Consider the following 14,855-nt stretch of genomic DNA (forward strand, 5'->3'; position numbering starts at 1 on the left):
AGACGTGTAGAACTTAACAAAAGGAGGAAGATTATGAGAAGAGTTTTGAAAGCTAGTATTCTAATGCTTTTAAGTATTTTACTAGTTGCCGGAACCATGCCTTTAACCGGGCAGGCGAAACAGCCAAAGCCTGATGATGGTTATGGCGGTTATAGCCAGGTTGATGTCGGCAAGGATGGAATGGTGGCTTCAGCCCATCCGCTTGCGTCAAAAATTGGTGCAGATGTTTTGAAAAAGGGCGGTAATGCCATCGATGCGGCTGTCGCTGTTCAACTTGCCCTCAATGTTGTGGAACCAATGATGTCCGGAATTGGCGGCGGGGGTTTCATGATGGTCTATGATGGCAAAACGAAAGAAACCAGCATCATTAACAGCCGTGAACGTGCCCCAGCCGGTGCCTCACCAGATATGTTCCTGGATGAAAGCGGAAAGCCGATTCCATTTGCGGAGCGTTCAACTGGCGGTACGGCTGTCGGTGTGCCCGGCACATTGAAGGGATTGGAAACGGCCCTTGAAAAATGGGGAACACGCCCTATGCAGCAGCTTATCGGTCCTGCGATTAAGCTGGCAGATAAAGGCTTCCCGATTGATTCTGTATTAGCCGATGCGATTGCCGATAATCAGGATAAGCTTGGCAGAACGGCTGCCGGCAAAGTGTTTTTGCCTAAGGGTGAACCTCTTGGAGAAGGGGACCGTCTGGTACAGAAGGATCTTGCAAAAACCCTGAAGATGATACGTGCTGGCGGAACAGACGCTTTTTATAATGGGGAAATTGCAGACGCTCTTGCTGGTGTGGTGCAGGATTTTGGCGGATCGATGACACCTGAGGACCTTGCAGGATATGAAGTAACTATTGACGAGCCTATTTGGGGAGATTACCAGGGATATGAAATTGCTAGCATGCCGCCTCCAAGCTCTGGCGGAGTGTTTTTGCTGCAGATGCTGAAGGTTTTGGATGACTTTAATCTTTCTCAATATGATTTAAAATCCTGGGAAAAATATCATCTGCTTGCTGAGACGATGCATCTTGCTTATGCAGACCGCGCCGTTTATGCAGGGGATCCAGAGTTTGTAAATGTCCCGGTCAATGGGCTCCTTCACCCGGATTACATTAAAGAGCGCCAGGAACTCATCAGTCTGGATAAAGTCAACAAAAATCCAGAAGCAGGCGATCCATGGAAATATGAAGAGAGTGAAGCAGATTATGAAAGAACTGAACAGCCGAATGACCGCCAATACGGCGAGACTACCCATTTTTCTGTAACGGACAGATGGGGTAATGTTGTCTCTTATACGACAACGATTGAACAGGTATTCGGAACAGGAATCATGGTTCCAGGCTACGGGCTGATGCTGAATAATGAGCTGACAGATTTTGATGCCGTACCAGGCGGGGCAAATGAAGTCCAGCCTAACAAGCGGCCTTTAAGCTCGATGACACCGACGATTGTCTTTGAAGATGACGAGCCTGTACTGACAGTCGGTTCACCAGGCGGCCCAACGATTATAACATCCGTCCTGCAGACGATTCTTTACGCCATAGAATATGACATGGAGCTAAAAGCTGCAGTAGAAGAAACACGAATCTATACAAATAGCCTGAATTCCTACCGCTATGAAGAGGGCATTCCTTCAGAAGTTATTAATAGGCTAAAAGGGATGGGGCATAGCTTCGGTCCGAGTCCGACCACGATTGGAAACGTCCAAAGTATTTTGATCGACCGTGATAAAGGAATTTTCAAAGGTGTGGCAGATTCAAGCCGCAATGGTGCTGCCATTGGTGTTGATTTGAAAGGAAAAGGGAAAAGCAAATAAGATTTGTGAGAATAGCGCCTTATCAATAAGGTGCTATTCTTTGGATGTGAAATGAATAGGGGTTCATTTTTCGGCAGGAATTTATGTTTATCTGTTGAAATATAATTTATGAAGGTATTCATAAAAGAAGGAGGAACATGCCATGGCAGTCAAAGATGAATTATACCAGCTGGCAGATAAAATGAACGCTGATCCCGTACATATCAAGGATGAAAAAAATAGGGTATTTCAAGTGGACCTTGAGGAAAGCGGTCCCATTCAGATTTTATTAAAGGAGGGAAAAGTCATAGTGGAAGAGGGGGCTCCTCATGAGCCTGAAGTGACACTGAAACTGTCAGACAAAAACTTTTCTAAGTTATTAAAAGATGATCTCAATACGACAATGGCATTTATGACAGGCAGCCTTAAAGTGGATGGGAAAATGGGGCTAGCCCTGAAGCTGCAGGAAATTGTAAAGAAATATCAATGATAATAAGGCAGCCCTTCAAACAGGAAGCTGCCTTATTTTATTATAAAAATAATGCCATCATGTCTTCATCATAGTACTTTCCATCAATCTTCAGTGCATGCCTCTCCTTGCCGTAAACCTCAAAGCCGAAAGAAGCATAAAGTTTTTTAGCTGGAATATTTTCAGACATTACAGCAAGGTGGATTTGTTCGACCCCGTCCCAGGAGCGGGCCTTTTCCACAGCCTTGCCGACCAGTCTCCTGCCGACACCATTCTGACGCGAGGACTCTGTAACATACATTGCATAAATATTGGATCGATGATTCACTTTCAATCCGGTTTCTCGTACTAAACTGACTACACCTATAAGTTTTCCTTTTTCAAATGCTCCGAAGTGAAAGGAGTTATCACCCTTAAATCTTTCTCCGTACACTTCAGGGGGCCTCCCGGCTTCCTCCTCATAGCTTGAACCAAATGCTTCCGGATTCTTTTTTAATCCTTCCAATCTTATCTCTTTGTATATTTCAGCATCATCCGTGAGCAGAAGCCTAATTTCCATCCTCGACACTCCTTTATTTTTTCCTAACCCTTAGATTCTCGTTAACAGGAAAAACTCCTTTAACATTTTTCTGAAATTAGTTTTTTTCTGCCTTTATAAGGGAACAGGATAAAAAAGGTACAGGAGGGATTGGAATGTCTCATGAAAACAGCAAGGACTTAAAAGATATTGTAAAAGGGCAAAACACCGGTCAGAAACAAGCACAGTCATTAAAAGATCAGGAGCGTAAGCCGGATCAGCAAAACCGTTTGAAGGATCAGGAGAATATGAGGAAGTAACTTTAAGAGAGAGAGCTATGAAGAATAGCTCTCCTTTTATAAAGGAAGAAAGACTCCCGACCCGAATACTAAGCAATGATTTACTCTAGTTGAATATACATATAAAAAAGGGGGATGCAGAATGGGAGTGCTGTTTGGTTTAATTGTCGCGACTCTGGCTTCCGCTTATTGGATCGACCGAAGAAGGAAAAAGATAAACAATACGATGCAAAAAGGAATCAGCTCAAGTGAAAAACCGGGGGAAAGCACGAATTATACGATGGGTGATAATCATTATACAGGAGGCGGACAATAGCCATGGAGTTTTGCGTTATCAGCAAGGCTCTTCTTTTTTCCCGGAACATGCTTTCTTCTCCTGAAAATGGGAAAAGCTAATGTTGCCGGGTTTCTATAGGGCATCAAAAAGGGTATAAGGAAACATAAATATTGTAACCTTTTTAGATTTGGAGAAGTGGGCTATGAAAAAAAGAAGAGTGGAATCCTTATTTGTTTTTATCCTGATTGCATCAGTGTATACGATATGTTTCACGGATGCCGGCTCGCCAATTAAAATCGGTGCTGTCCTGCTTTATTCAGCCGTTATATTCATCAGCGCCTATTCCTTGATGCTTGAGAATCGCAGCCCTAACCAGACCTTACTGTGGATGTATGTGCTGGTGTTTTTTCCGGTAGCGGGCTATCTGTTTTATTTGTTTTCCGGCCAGCTTTATTTGAAAGGCTACTTGTTTAAAAGCAAAAGAAGCAGGGACAGGGATGAATGGAAAAGGCTGATGAAAAGAGAAGACACGCCAGATATATCATTCCTGCAGGATAGCCAGCACTGCTTTGCAAAATTCGCCAATAATGTGGCATTGACCCCGCTAAGCACCAATTCAAGGGCGAAGATCCTTAAAAATGGCGAGGAGACATTTAATGAAATTAAGAATAAGCTGCGTGAAGCAGAAGAGTTTATCCATATGGAATATTATATTTTTCGGTCTGACAGGCTTGGCAAGGAAATCATCAATATCTTGATGGATAAAGCCAGGCAGGGTGTAGAAGTGCTGTTTATTTTTGATGCGGCAGGCAGCATGGGGATTACACTGGAGGACTTGCAGTCGATGGAGGATGCAGGCATTAAGGTAAGGCCATTTTCTCCGCTGAAATACGGTTTTTTTAATCAGAAATTCAACTTCCGAAACCATCGCAAGATTGTTGTAATAGATGGGAAAGTCGGCTTTGTGGGCGGACTGAATGTGGGCGTTGAATACCTGGGCGAAAATGAAAAAATCGGCTTCTGGCGGGATACTCACATGCTCCTGAAGGGGGAGGCTGTGTACACACTGCATACAGTATTTCTCTTGGACTGGGAATATGTCAGCAAGGAGGATGTGCTGGAGGAATACAGAGATGTAAAGTATCCAATTGATGATGATGTGCTCGATGGTGCGGTGCAGGTGGTGGCCAGCGGTCCCGACACACAGCAGGGAATTATGAGTGATCTTTATTATTCAATGATATCCTGCGCCACCAGATCCATCTGGATTGCCACACCATATTTTGTTCCCGATGAATCCATTCGCACCGCATTGAGGGTGGCTGCCGCTAAAGGAGTGGAAGTTCGCATCCTGGTCCCTGAGATCAATGACAGCTTCCTGACACAATACGCAAGCCGGTCTTATTTTGCGGAACTGCTTCGATATGGTGTCGAAATTTATTCCTATAAAAGAGGCTTCTTGCATCAGAAGATCATTATCGTTGACGGAATCCTCGCCTCAATAGGAACTGCAAACATGGATATGCGCAGCTTCCACTTGAACTTTGAAGTAAACGTCTTTCTATACGGTACAAGCTCAATCCGTGATCTTGCCGCCCACTATGAAGAAGATATGGAAGAAAGTGAAAAGATAAGCCCGGTCCAGTATTATAAACGCGGACTGGCGGAAAGATCGAAGGAATCCTTCGCCCGGCTGTTTTCCGGGGTATTATAAAGAAAGTGCCATGGCTGTGGCGCTTTTTTTTGTGTGGATCAACTGCTTGGCAAGTAAAATTCTATAATCTGCAAATAGATGAGGGGTACTTGCAAATAGAACAGTGGAATTCGCAAATATATAGGTGAATGCAAATAGTGCTCCTATACCTGCAAATAGCCCAGCCAAACTTGCAAATAGATAGGTAAAATGCAAATAGAGTCCACCAACCTGCAAATAGACGAGCAACCTTGCAAATAGAACAACCGAAATGACAAATAGATGAGCAAACCTGCAAATAGCCCAGCTCACGTACAAGTAAATCCCCTATTTAAGTCTCCAGACCGAGGCATAATCATCCTCCTTATTGGTCAAAAAAGGAAAAAATCATACTAAAATAAAGATCAGTGCGATATGATTAGAATAGTTTGAAAAGTTGGAAATAGGGAGGGTCTTTATGCTTTCACAATCAGTCATTCATGATGTTATTACAGCAGCCCTGGCCACTGGCGGGGATTTTGCTGAAGTGTTTGTTGAAGATCGTTTTACCAATAACCTCGCATTGCAGGCCGGTAAAATTGAGAGCAGCTTATCGGGCAGGGATTACGGGATAGGCATTCGTGTGTTTAAAGGGCTGCATAGTGTTTATGCTTACACAACGGATGGTTCAAAGGAAGGTTTATTGAAAGCTGCGGGGAATGCTGCCCAGGCGATTAAAGGAGAAAAAATCATTCAGCCCGCACAGCTGCAAAAGGAAATCATTCCGGCAGCTCATCCTATATCTCTTAATCCGCGTGAAGTGGAGAAGCTTCTCAAAGTAGATGTGATGAAAAAGGCTTACGAAATTGCGAAAAACTATCATAACAGCATCCAGCAGGTTACGGTCAGGTATTTGGATGAAGAACAGAATGTGCTGATTGCCAACTCGGATGGTAAATTTGTTGAAGACCGCCGGGTGCGAAGCCGCCTTGCCATTCAGTCGATTGCTGCGGAAGGAAATCAAATGCAGACAGGATTCTATGGACCTGGAGCCCATAAAGGCTTTGAATTCATGGAAAATCTGAATCTTGAGCATTATGCCAATGAAGCTTCCCGCATCGCGGTTACAATGCTTGGAGCAGAGCCATGCCCGAGCGGAAAATTGCCTGTCATTATCGATAATGAATTCGGCGGCGTTATTTTCCATGAAGCATGCGGACATGGCCTGGAGGCGACATCTGTGGCAAAGGAAAACTCCGTTTTTGCAAACCGGATCGGCGAAAAAGTGGCTTCAGATGTCGTTACATACATTGATGACGGCACGCTTGCCAATGAGTGGGGATCGATTACGATAGATGATGAAGGCGAAAAAGCCCGTAAAAATGTGCTGATTGAGAATGGGATTTTAAAAGGTTACTTGATTGATAAATTCGGTGGCCGCAGAATGGGCATGGAGTCAACAGGATCAGGAAGGCGGCAGTCCTACCGCTTTGCACCGACTTCAAGGATGACCAATACGTACATTGCAAACGGCAAATCCACTCCGGAAGAAATCATTTCAAATACAGAGTATGGAATTTATACAAAATACATGGGCGGCGGTCAAGTTAATACCACAACTGGCGATTACAATTTCGCTGTCATGGAGGCGTATCTTGTAAAAGACGGAAAAATCGGCAAGCCGTTAAAAGGTGCTACATTAATAGGAAATGGCCCGAAAACTCTTCAGTTGGTTGATATGGTGGGGAATAACCTGGACCACGGTGCAGGCATGTGCGGTTCACAAAGCGGAAGCATTCCTGTCAATGTTGGCCAGCCGATGATTCGCGTTAGTGAAATGACTGTTGGTGGCACAAGGGGGGGCGAATAATATGAACCTGCAGGAATTTAAGGAAAAGCTATTTCAGCTTGGCGGGCAGCATGGTTTTACAGATATGGAGCTTTATTATGAGAGAGAGGAAAAGTTCGCCTGCGAGCTGTACAAAGGAGAAATCGATTCCTACGACACTTCCGAAGTGTTCGGAACCTCCTTCCGAGGCCTTTACGAAGGCAGGATGGGCTATGCTTTTACCGAGAAACTGGATGAGGAATCCCTGTCTTTTCTAGTCGAGAATGCGAAGGAAAACTCTCAATTCATTGAAGATGAAGTACAGGAAGAAATCTTTGCCGGCAGCGAAAAGTATGAGGCAGGAAGCTACTATTCAAGCAGTCTTGCTGAAGTTACGATCGCTGAAAAAATAAATTTGCTTAAGGAAATAGAAAGGCATATCTATGCATTTGATGAGCGGGTAACCGGGACTGATTATTTCATGCTGAGCAGCGGTGAAACAGAAAGGGTTCTCCTCAACAGCAAAGGTCTGAATCTCAGTGAAAAGACCAATCATGCCGGCATTTATATATCAGTTATCGTTAAGCAGGGAGATCTAGTGAAGAACGGTGAATACTCCAAGTTTACGAGAGACTTTTCCATCTTGAATCCCGAGGAAATTGCCAGCCATGCCGTAGAAGAAGCATTATCTCAGCTTAATGCCAGAAGTGCTGAAAGCAAGAAATACCCTGTATTATTGAGAAATGATGCTGCCAGCGCTCTGCTTCAGACATACATCCCTATCTTCTCAGCGGAAAATACCCAAAAAGGGCAATCGGCTTTAAAGGGCAAAACAGGTGAAGTCATTGCAGCAGCGTCATTGAATATAGTAGATGATCCATTTTTAGAAGCAGGTCTGCTCAGCTCTAATTTCGACAGCGAAGGGGTCGCCACTGCCAGAAAAGATATTGTGAAAGACGGCAGGCTTGTTACCCTGATGCATAACCGCAAAACAGCTCAAAAAGATGGAGTGGAATCGACAGGCAATGCCTACAAAGCTTCTTATAAGAGCGCTCTAACGGTAGCTCCAACGAACCTTCATGTCATTCCATCTGATCAAAGCTATAATGAGCTGGTATCTTCGCTGCCGGAGGGCATAATCATAACCGAATTATCCGGCCTCCATTCCGGTGCCAATACCGTATCAGGTGACTTCTCCATTGCGGCCAACGGCTATTATGTTAAAGACGGAAAAGTGCAAAATGCAGTAAACCAAATGACGATTGCCGGAAACTTCTATGAGCTATTGAATAATATTGAAGCCATCGGTTCAGACCTGGAATTTTCGATGGGATTCATGGCCACAGGCTACATTGGTTCGCCATCTCTATTAATCAGGGAGCTGGCTGTGACTGTGGAGTAAGTCAAGAGCGCATCACCAAGTGGTGCGCTTTTTTGAAAAAATTTCGTTTTATTATAGGGGGACAAATAATGGGAAAGATTATTGAAGCCAAAATTGGCGACGCAGCGAAAATATTATCCATACAAAAGCTGGCATATAGAAGTGAAGCAGAACTTTATGGGGATTTTAATATAGAGCCATTAAAGCAAACCGTAAGTGATGTTGAAAAGGCTTTTGAAGATTATCTAATTTTAAAATACATAGAAGATGGAGAGCTAGTTGGCTCTGTTAGAGCATATCAAAAAGATAGAACATGCTATATAGGAAAATTAATGGTGCATCCAGACTTTCAGAATAAAGGAATTGGAAAAGCACTAATGAATGAAATCGAACGTCAGTTTAATGTGGAACGATTTGAACTATTTACCGGCAGTGAAAGCGAAAAAAATATTTGTTTCTATGAAAAGCTCGGTTACGCGGGATATAAGAAAGAAAAGCTGGATAGAGAAGAAACCATATTTATTTTTATGGAGAAGTTAGCGAAAGCAGGAACAACTGCTTTTAAAGGTTAAAAAGGAGGTCCGAGAAATGAAAACTCTTGAAGCAAACCGCCTAATTCTTCGCAGCCTTATCCTGGACGATGCACCTAAGGTTGAAGAATATGCAAGCGATTATGATGTAGCCAAAACAACACTAAATATTCCCCATCCTTATCCTGAAGGTGGAGCAAAGGAGTTTATTTCGAGCATCCTCGAAGCAGAGAGAAACGGTAAAATTGCGATTTTCGCCATTACAAAAAAAGAGGATAATAGCTTAATAGGCCTCATCAATATTACAGGCACTAATGCAAACAGAAGAGCAGAAATCGGCTATTGGATCGGCAAGCCTTTCTGGGGAAAAGGATATGGTACAGAGGCAGCCAGGACAGTTATTAAATATGGTTTCGAAGAGCTGAATCATAACCGCATTTATGCCCTTGCTTTTACGGACAATCCCGGATCATGGAGGATTATGGAGAAAGCAGGAATGAAGCATGAAGGAATTTTACGCCAGCATGCGATGAAAGATGGCAGGCCGGTAGACCTGACTTATTATGCAATTTTACGGGATGAATACTTAGGGTAAGGTGCCTGCATTTGAATCCTGATCTGCAATATGTTTCAATGGAAGCAAATCTTTAAATATGGAGGTTCATGTGCGGATCCTTGCTTCCCATCCTTTTATAACAGTCACCCGGAAAATCGACTGGAATCAGCAGCAATACATTGAAAAGGAACTCTATCTTCATTTATTTGAAGATCACATCCTTTCGCCAACGGATAAATTTCTGATTGATGAAGTTTGGGATATGTCATACAGATCTTCCAATTGCGAAATTGGTTTCCTTTATCTTCATACCAATCGGGGACTATTCTCTTTTCAAGTAAAGTCAGCGCCAAACCAGTTTATAAATCTTTATAGAGATTTAAAAAAGTAACAAAGCCGGAATTGCCATACACAACAATTCCGGCTTTGTTATTAGGCCTGTTCTGTCAGGCGTACAAGCATATGGGCCAGCTTATGCTTTTCTTCTTCATTGCCAGCTTTCCATAATTCTTTCAGAAGCTGTTCTTCACGGTTTTTTGGTTCCACATTTTCAGCCAGGTAGCCTGCCACTTTTTCCGCTGTTACCGCAAGCTGTTCCTCATTTAAGCCCAGCTTTTTTCCAAGCTCGATTCTTTCAGCCAGATAGCTTTTAAACTCCTCGAAGCTGCTTAAAATATCTTCCGCTCTTTCATTCGACATCTTGGCCATTGCGCTCTTGATATTTTTTGCATCCAATTCACCATCTTGTTTGATTACATGATCCTGTTCATTCATTTTTATAGACCTCCCAAAGGAACGTTTTCTTATTAAATATCCCTTTGGGGGCAAACCTAAACTTGTTTAAATCTCGCTGGATGGAGATTCCTGAACTGCTTTCAATTTCTTGAATTTTACTTTTGACAAAATAACGCCAATTTCATATAGCCCGATAAGGGGCACAAGGACAAGAATCTGTGAGAATAAATCAGGCGGTGTAATAAGAGCTGATACGACAGCCATGATCAAATAAGCGTATTTTCGCATCGAGCTGAGCATGGCTGGGGTGACAATGCCGATCGTTGTCAGAAACAATAACAGCAAAGGCACTTCAAACAGAAAACCAAAAGGAATGGTCGACATCAGCAGAAAAGAAAAATACTCCCTGGCAGTGATCATCATCGCAAAATGTGATTCACCCAATAGCATTAGAAACTGATAAATAGCAGGGAATATAATAAAAAAGCCGAAGCAAAGACCGCCGATAAAGCTGAAGAGAATGGCCGGAAAAAACATTAAGGATACTCTGCTTTCTTTTTCCGTTAATGCCGGCTTTACAAATAGCCAAATCTGATAGGAGATAAAAGGAAGCGCAAGTCCAAGGCTTATGCTTCCTGCAATTCCCGTATACAGCTTAATGACATCCAGCGGTCCAAGCATGACAAGCTCATGATCATTCGCGAGCATGGGTATCAGTCTGTTGATAAAAATCAGACATAGGGCAAAGCTGGCTATAAAGAAAAACAGTGATCGAATCAGCACTTTTCTAAGATCCGTTAAATGCTCTACAAGGGTTTGTTCTTCCGTTTTCAATCTAAACCCTCCTATTAAAGCGGTTTATCCTTCCGATCAGCCGTTTCAATAGAGCGAGTTTTTGAATCGGGTTCATCGTCGTCGCTCATAATGTCTCTGGCTGATTTCTTGAATTCTGATAAGGTCCTTCCAAAGGCAGACCCGATCTCAGGAAGCTTTTTTGGACCAAAGATAATTAAGGTAATAACAAGGATAATAATCAATCCGGGAATTCCTATATTTGAAAGCCCCATGATGTTCACTCCTTTTTGTCAGATTTAAAAGGTATCCTTTATGCCAGAAGGCCGCCTTCTTTGCTGTATTTGATGATTCCTTCGGCAGCACGGTAGGCGAGTGCCCCAACTGTTCCTGTCGGATTATACCCTCCGTTGTGAGGGAAAGCGGATGCGCCAATGACAAATACATTTTCTGCATCCCACATCTGCAGATAGTTATTTACAGCTGAAGATTCGGGCTCAGCCCCCATGATCACGCCGCCGGTATTGTGTGTTGTCTGATAAGGGACGATGTCATAGTGCTCCAGCTGCTGCCTGTCGTTAATTTTTGCCGGTCCCATTTCCTTCATGATGTTGTCTGTGATTTTTCCAATATAGTTATAAAGATTCTTATCCTGTTCCGTGAAATCATATGTCAGGCGAAGCAGAGGGAGCCCGTAAGCATCTTTATATGAAGGGTCCAGGTCCATATAGTTGTGCTGCACAGGCATGGAAGCCCCCTGTGTTCCAATGCTCAAGGCTCTGGTGAAATATTTAATGGAGTTCTCTTTGAACTTGCTGCCCCATTTCGGTGTATCAGTCGGAACCATATTATATTGGATTGGTCGGTATCCTGATTGGTTGATCGAAATGGAACCGCCATGGATGAAGTTAAGATCGGAGTGATCAAAATTGTCTCCATTGTAATCATCCACAGTTGCACCAAGAGCACCTGCACCCATAAATGTATTAAATTGCTCTTCATCAAAAAATCCCGCTGATCCAGGAAGGATTTGGTAGCAATAATTCTTTCCAATAACTCCTTTGCCTGTGTCAGGATTATAAGGGCGTCCAAGTTTGGATGTCAGCAGCAGGCGGGTGTTATTCATGACATAGCTTGTCAGAATAACCATTTCTGCCGGCTGGATGAATTCTTCCTTTGTTTGCACATCCACATAGCGCACACCGGTTGCTTTTTTGCCGTCATGAATAATTTCTGTTACATTTGCAAAGTTGCGGATATCTACATTTCCAGTTTCTTTCGCAAATGGAATGACGGCCACGGTCGGATCTGCCTTGGCTCCATATTCACAGCCAAAACGTTCACAGAACGCACAGTACTGACAAGGAGCCAGCTTGGCGCCATATTGGTTTTCATAAGCCTGGCTCATATTGCCCGATGGCATATGGTAAGGTTTCATCCCCAATGACTTCGCTGCTTCTTTAAATCTAGCCGTAATGGGCGTCTCCTTCATTGGGGGATTCGGGAACGGATTTGCTCTCTTCGGTCCTAACTCGCCTTCTTCTCCGCTAATCCCTGCTGCTTTTTCAAATTCGTAGAAATAGGGCTCCAATTCATCGTATGTAATGCCCCAGTCCTGAACTTGAAGACCTTTAATTTTTGCTTCGCCATATTTTTTTACCGTCTGTGATTTAATTTCAAAGTCATAGGGCAAAAAGCGGAAGGTATGCCCATTCCAGTGAACACCGGATCCTCCTAAGCCCTCGCCAAGCAAAAAGGAGCCAAGCTGACGCATAGGAAGAGATCGTTCCTTCCCATGGTTGCGGAACGTGATCGTTTCTTTTGAAAGATCCTGCATTAATTCATAGCGGATTCCATATCGGAGTTCATCATGGACAACATAGTAGTCCTTAACTCCGCGCTCTTTTCCCCGCTCCAGACCAACTACTTTTAACCCCTGTTTTCCAAGTTCAGCCGCAATGATGCCGCCTGCCCATCCGACTCCTACAACGACTGCATCTGTTTTTGGCAATGTTTTAGCCATGTTTACCACTTCCTTAAGAGATAGTACTATTTGGTATATGAATGGAGACTGTTCGGTTTAATTTCAACAAATTTTTCAGACTCTATTTGATTGATATAGCTCATTTGATGGCCAGGAAAGTCTTTCATTTTCCAGCCTTCCATATTCTTGTTTCCAGCATAGGCAGGATCTGCATAGACGCCTTCAATAGTTGCTGCCCTGAGAATATTAAAAAATGTCCTTGAGGTAACACCCCGAAGCTCTACTTTATCTTCCTCAAAGGCCGTAAGGATTTCATCCTGCTGTTCACCCTCAAGTTCAGCGAAAGGCTTTTTGAACTTATCATTGCTGTAGGTCTGCAGGGCGACAAGGCCGACATCAAAGACTTCATGCCGTTTTAAAGGGGATTGGTAACCCTGAAAGTTTGAGCCTGGGAAGAATGGGCCCTGCATATATTCCCTTGTATTGTTTCCCCATGAGCCCGCAAGCTGATGGTCGATAAAAAAAGGAACATCCAAATCATTAGCACCAGGGCCATTTTCATCCTTTGGATAAATTCTTTCAACTGCAGCCTGCAGAATTCCGAATATTTCAGGGTTTGTGAAATATAAAGGTGACTGCTGGTAGGCAACCTGATTATGCCCGTTTGTATGGGCATTCTCTTCTGTTGCTGTACCGTCTTTATTCATGTTGGCACCAATTAAGCCGCCAAGAATGCCGCCTCCTACCAAACCGCCGGCAACTAACCCGGAATTGCGGATGAATCTCCTACGGGACATGGTTGATTCTTGTTTTTGTTCATGTTCAGACATTTACCTAGAAACCTCCTTTTATTTGCCATTATGGTGAAAAACATACATGTCTAAACAATGATCAGGAATTTTTTTGGGAGATAGGGAGAAAAGAAGAGGGGAGAGAAGGGGATATATGAGGCATTAAAAAAGATGCAAACCGATTGGTCTGCACCTTTTTTAAGTCCGATGACGGACAACCTGAGGATTATGATTTGCATAGGGCCGAACCGATTTTAAATATATCGGTTATAGACGAGAGTGCCTTTCGAACGCTCTGCAAACCCTCCCTGGTTTCTTGCAATGCCAATGACGAACCTTGAAGTCGCTGTTACGCTATTCATCGTCAACCAGTCCCTTCTGTTTTGTTATTGGCCTTGCATTATTTGTTTACCCCGTGTACTTGTCTTAAAACCTTTTTATTTAAAAAATTGGAGTTTCTTTCTTTTATAGATAAAATGAAAGAAAGGAAGTGAACGCAATGAATACGAAGAAAGAAATCCGTGAGTACATATGGAATTATCTTGAGGAGAATAAGCTTGGCCGCTTTCCGTTTCCTTTAAAAAATAGAATCCCCAATTTCAAAGGAGCTGAAAAAGCGGCTGCATTTATTTTTAAGATGCCTGAGTATAAAGAGGCAAAGGTAATTAAAGTAAATCCTGATTCTCCGCAGCTGCCGATCCGCACTCAAATTTTGAAAGATGGAAAGACATTGCTGGTGCCCACTCCAAGGCTTAAAGCTGGATTTATTATGGTAAAGCCCGAATGGGTACCCGCCGGGGAGGAGCGGAAAGCAGCGAGCCTTAAGCATATCCGCTCATATGGAAAAGAAGTTCCTCTCACAGAATTGCCGAGGATTGATTTGTTTTTTGCCGGATCTGTAGGCCTTCATCGGGATGGCCGGCGTGTCGGAAAAGGGGAGGGCTATGCTGACCGTGAATATGCCATCATCAGAGAGCTGGGAAATCCGGAAATCCCTGTGATTGGAACAGTCAACAGCGTCCAGGTTACAGAGGCAGATATCCCGAGGGACCCGTATGATTTGACCGTCGACTGGATTGCAACCGAAAAGGAACTGATCAGAACCAATACGCCATATTCAAAGCCAAGCGGCATTCAATGGGATCTTGTAACCGAGGAACAAATGGAAGAGATGCCGGTATTGCGTGAAATATGGGAGATCACAAAAGAAAGGCAGCCAGGTAATTGACT

At 43.4% G+C, this 14,855-nt stretch carries 18 protein-coding genes; 11 read left to right on the plus strand and 7 right to left on the minus strand.

What is annotated here, in order from left to right; translation table 11 throughout:
* The first annotated feature begins 33 nt into the window (after positions 1-33).
* A complete protein-coding gene (gene ggt, locus JI665_RS17930) occupies positions 34-1,815 on the plus strand; it encodes a gamma-glutamyltransferase (protein ID WP_206842010.1) in 1,782 nt (593 codons plus the stop codon).
* 142 nt (positions 1,816-1,957) lie between these two features.
* A complete protein-coding gene (locus tag JI665_RS17935; RefSeq protein WP_206842013.1) occupies positions 1,958-2,284 on the plus strand; it encodes an SCP2 sterol-binding domain-containing protein in 327 nt (108 codons plus the stop codon).
* 40 nt (positions 2,285-2,324) lie between these two features.
* On the opposite strand, the gene JI665_RS17940 is transcribed toward JI665_RS17935, so the two are convergent.
* Positions 2,325-2,822, minus strand: coding sequence for a GNAT family N-acetyltransferase (locus JI665_RS17940; RefSeq protein ID WP_206842015.1), 498 nt, complete (start codon positions 2,820-2,822; stop codon positions 2,325-2,327).
* 134 nt (positions 2,823-2,956) lie between these two features.
* Between JI665_RS17940 and JI665_RS17945 the strand changes: the two genes are divergently transcribed.
* The 3 genes from JI665_RS17945 to cls all read left to right on the plus strand — a co-directional run bounded on the left by JI665_RS17945 (position 2,957) and on the right by cls (position 5,070).
* Entirely contained in the window at positions 2,957-3,100 is a 144-nt protein-coding gene (locus JI665_RS17945; protein WP_206842018.1) for a hypothetical protein, read from the plus strand.
* 121 nt (positions 3,101-3,221) lie between these two features.
* Complete coding sequence (locus JI665_RS17950; RefSeq protein WP_206842021.1) at positions 3,222-3,395, plus strand: hypothetical protein; 174 nt, start codon at positions 3,222-3,224, stop codon at positions 3,393-3,395.
* A 163-nt stretch (positions 3,396-3,558) separates the two neighbouring features.
* Positions 3,559-5,070 carry a cardiolipin synthase gene (gene cls / locus JI665_RS17955; protein ID WP_206842045.1) on the plus strand — a complete coding sequence of 504 codons (1,512 nt, stop codon included), beginning with the start codon at positions 3,559-3,561 and terminating at the stop codon, positions 5,068-5,070.
* Here cls and JI665_RS17960 read toward each other — a convergent pair.
* The gene (locus JI665_RS17960) at positions 5,065-5,361 is read right to left on the minus strand and encodes a hypothetical protein (protein WP_206842048.1); all 297 of its coding nucleotides are present in this window, start codon (positions 5,359-5,361) and stop codon (positions 5,065-5,067) included. The genes cls and JI665_RS17960 overlap by 6 nt on opposite strands.
* A 145-nt stretch (positions 5,362-5,506) precedes the next feature.
* Here JI665_RS17960 and JI665_RS17965 point away from each other — a divergent pair, with 145 nt between their 5' ends.
* The 5 genes from JI665_RS17965 (at position 5,507) to JI665_RS17985 (ending at position 9,714) form a co-directional block, all read left to right on the plus strand.
* Complete coding sequence (locus JI665_RS17965) at positions 5,507-6,898, plus strand: TldD/PmbA family protein (protein ID WP_206842052.1); 1,392 nt, start codon at positions 5,507-5,509, stop codon at positions 6,896-6,898.
* Between the two features lies 1 nt (position 6,899).
* Positions 6,900-8,258: a TldD/PmbA family protein gene (locus tag JI665_RS17970; RefSeq protein WP_206842054.1), complete on the plus strand. Its 1,359-nt coding sequence runs from the start codon at positions 6,900-6,902 to the stop codon at positions 8,256-8,258.
* A gap of 68 nt (positions 8,259-8,326) precedes the next feature.
* On the plus strand, positions 8,327-8,809 hold the full coding sequence (locus tag JI665_RS17975) for a GNAT family N-acetyltransferase (protein ID WP_206842070.1): 483 nt from the start codon (positions 8,327-8,329) through the stop codon (positions 8,807-8,809).
* A 16-nt stretch (positions 8,810-8,825) separates the two neighbouring features.
* Positions 8,826-9,362 (plus strand): GNAT family N-acetyltransferase, encoded by a 537-nt coding sequence (locus tag JI665_RS17980; RefSeq protein WP_206842073.1) that lies wholly within the window; start codon positions 8,826-8,828, stop codon positions 9,360-9,362.
* 70 nt (positions 9,363-9,432) lie between these two features.
* Positions 9,433-9,714 carry a hypothetical protein gene (locus tag JI665_RS17985; protein WP_206842076.1) on the plus strand — a complete coding sequence of 94 codons (282 nt, stop codon included), beginning with the start codon at positions 9,433-9,435 and terminating at the stop codon, positions 9,712-9,714.
* A gap of 41 nt (positions 9,715-9,755) precedes the next feature.
* Here JI665_RS17985 and JI665_RS17990 read toward each other — a convergent pair whose 3' ends face one another.
* From JI665_RS17990 to JI665_RS18010, 5 genes are all read right to left on the minus strand, one after another.
* Complete coding sequence (locus tag JI665_RS17990; RefSeq protein WP_206842079.1) at positions 9,756-10,097, minus strand: DUF3243 domain-containing protein; 342 nt, start codon at positions 10,095-10,097, stop codon at positions 9,756-9,758.
* Positions 10,098-10,163: 66 nt separating this feature from the next.
* Positions 10,164-10,892 (minus strand): twin-arginine translocase subunit TatC, encoded by a 729-nt coding sequence (gene tatC / locus JI665_RS17995; protein ID WP_206842092.1) that lies wholly within the window; start codon positions 10,890-10,892, stop codon positions 10,164-10,166.
* Between the two features lie 14 nt (positions 10,893-10,906).
* Positions 10,907-11,125: a twin-arginine translocase TatA/TatE family subunit gene (gene tatA, locus JI665_RS18000; RefSeq protein WP_095244370.1), complete on the minus strand. Its 219-nt coding sequence runs from the start codon at positions 11,123-11,125 to the stop codon at positions 10,907-10,909.
* Between the two features lie 38 nt (positions 11,126-11,163).
* Positions 11,164-12,873 carry a GMC family oxidoreductase gene (locus JI665_RS18005; protein ID WP_206842095.1) on the minus strand — a complete coding sequence of 570 codons (1,710 nt, stop codon included), beginning with the start codon at positions 12,871-12,873 and terminating at the stop codon, positions 11,164-11,166.
* 26 nt (positions 12,874-12,899) lie between these two features.
* Positions 12,900-13,664, minus strand: a complete 765-nt coding sequence (locus JI665_RS18010; RefSeq protein ID WP_206842099.1) for a gluconate 2-dehydrogenase subunit 3 family protein — start codon at positions 13,662-13,664, stop codon at positions 12,900-12,902.
* A gap of 460 nt (positions 13,665-14,124) precedes the next feature.
* On the opposite strand from JI665_RS18010, the gene JI665_RS18015 reads away from it, so the two are divergent.
* A complete protein-coding gene (locus JI665_RS18015; RefSeq protein ID WP_206842101.1) occupies positions 14,125-14,853 on the plus strand; it encodes a 5-formyltetrahydrofolate cyclo-ligase in 729 nt (242 codons plus the stop codon).
* Positions 14,854-14,855: the final 2 nt, after the last annotated feature.

The sequence above is a fragment of the Bacillus sp. NTK034 genome (assembly GCF_017303275.1).
In the GTDB taxonomy this organism is placed as follows: domain Bacteria; phylum Bacillota; class Bacilli; order Bacillales; family Cytobacillaceae; genus Cytobacillus.

What these genes read in the sequence shown, in the direction of transcription:
- ggt (WP_206842010.1), top strand. Translation starts at nt 34, where the DNA reads ATGAGAAGAGTTTTGAAAGCTAGTATTCTAATGCTTTTAAGTATTTTA.
- JI665_RS17935 (WP_206842013.1), top strand. Translation starts at nt 1,958, where the DNA reads ATGGCAGTCAAAGATGAATTATACCAGCTGGCAGATAAAATGAACGCT.
- JI665_RS17940 (WP_206842015.1), bottom strand. Translation starts at nt 2,822, where the DNA reads ATGGAAATTAGGCTTCTGCTCACGGATGATGCTGAAATATACAAAGAG.
- JI665_RS17945 (WP_206842018.1), top strand. Translation starts at nt 2,957, where the DNA reads ATGTCTCATGAAAACAGCAAGGACTTAAAAGATATTGTAAAAGGGCAA.
- JI665_RS17950 (WP_206842021.1), top strand. Translation starts at nt 3,222, where the DNA reads ATGGGAGTGCTGTTTGGTTTAATTGTCGCGACTCTGGCTTCCGCTTAT.
- cls (WP_206842045.1), top strand. Translation starts at nt 3,559, where the DNA reads ATGAAAAAAAGAAGAGTGGAATCCTTATTTGTTTTTATCCTGATTGCA.
- JI665_RS17965 (WP_206842052.1), top strand. Translation starts at nt 5,507, where the DNA reads ATGCTTTCACAATCAGTCATTCATGATGTTATTACAGCAGCCCTGGCC.
- JI665_RS17970 (WP_206842054.1), top strand. Translation starts at nt 6,900, where the DNA reads ATGAACCTGCAGGAATTTAAGGAAAAGCTATTTCAGCTTGGCGGGCAG.
- JI665_RS17975 (WP_206842070.1), top strand. Translation starts at nt 8,327, where the DNA reads ATGGGAAAGATTATTGAAGCCAAAATTGGCGACGCAGCGAAAATATTA.
- JI665_RS17980 (WP_206842073.1), top strand. Translation starts at nt 8,826, where the DNA reads ATGAAAACTCTTGAAGCAAACCGCCTAATTCTTCGCAGCCTTATCCTG.
- JI665_RS17990 (WP_206842079.1), bottom strand. Translation starts at nt 10,097, where the DNA reads ATGAATGAACAGGATCATGTAATCAAACAAGATGGTGAATTGGATGCA.
- tatA (WP_095244370.1), bottom strand. Translation starts at nt 11,125, where the DNA reads ATGGGGCTTTCAAATATAGGAATTCCCGGATTGATTATTATCCTTGTT.
- JI665_RS18005 (WP_206842095.1), bottom strand. Translation starts at nt 12,873, where the DNA reads ATGGCTAAAACATTGCCAAAAACAGATGCAGTCGTTGTAGGAGTCGGA.
- JI665_RS18010 (WP_206842099.1), bottom strand. Translation starts at nt 13,664, where the DNA reads ATGTCTGAACATGAACAAAAACAAGAATCAACCATGTCCCGTAGGAGA.
- JI665_RS18015 (WP_206842101.1), top strand. Translation starts at nt 14,125, where the DNA reads ATGAATACGAAGAAAGAAATCCGTGAGTACATATGGAATTATCTTGAG.